This window comes from Nonomuraea spiralis, assembly GCF_014648435.1.
Classification (GTDB): Bacteria; Actinomycetota; Actinomycetes; order Streptosporangiales; family Streptosporangiaceae; genus Nonomuraea; species Nonomuraea spiralis.
The window spans coordinates 1-870 of sequence record NZ_BMRC01000091.1 but is presented as its reverse complement, the minus strand read 5'-3'; the positions used below and the strand labels follow the sequence as shown (position 1 = coordinate 870).

General features: G+C 66.0%; 1 protein-coding gene. It reads right to left on the bottom strand.

All coding sequences use genetic code 11. From position 1 onward, the window contains the following. On the bottom strand, positions 1–395 hold a 395-nt coding region (locus IEZ27_RS53440; RefSeq protein ID WP_229825374.1), incomplete at its 3' end, for a hypothetical protein. Positions 396–870: the final 475 nt, after the last annotated feature.

Below are 870 nucleotides of genomic sequence, written 5' to 3'. Positions count from 1 at the left end.
AGCTTGCGCAGCTTGCCGCTCGCTTTGGGGATCATCACCTGCCGCACTTCGACCGGTGTGAACTCGCCCGACTTCAGCGTGTCCCGTAGTTGGCCCAGGAACTCCCGCACTCCGATCCGGGTCTCGATCCAGGCCACTGTGGCCCGGTCGATCCCGGCTGTCCGCGCCCCGGCATTACCTGACACGCGTTCCCACGCATGAACCAGAAAGGCCGGATCGTAGACGAGGTTGAACAGGTCACCGAACCGGCGACCGGGCTCTTCGGTCGCCCACCGGTGTAACTTGATCTGCATCCTCCGTACTGCGAAGAAGGCCGAATCAGCATCCGGCCATCTCCCAGCGTCGGTATTCACCGCCGCACCTTCGGACATTGCACTCTTCTCCTTGACCGACACGCTGCCGCCCTTCCCCATGTGCCGGGCTCTCCCCGGCGCGGAGTACTACGGCGGCTCCGTCCCACCCGCATCCTTCGGCTGACATCGCACCTATCCCCGACCGCCGCCCTGGCTGGGCGGCGCCCGGGGAACGGACCCGGACGGTTCCCACGTTCACTGCTGTCCGCTCGACGAGTTAGGCACCCGGCTATACCCCTGCGGCCTCGCCACGACTACGCCGTAGTCATTTCATCGTGGCCTCTCACCCCGACGACCCAATGCCGGAGCAAAAGTTCCCCACCCCGTCACACGGGGGCGGGTGCGCACCGCTGACCAGCCCAGATCCACCGGATTTCGAGCTGGCGTCACGTCAAGAGGCGTAACGACACCGGTTCCTCGCGTATACCTTCCCGTCTCGCTCACCGCGCCCGGCCCATCCGGTAGTACTGGGCCGTCACGACTTTGTCGAGGCTGCTCCCGCCCTCCCCGGCGATCC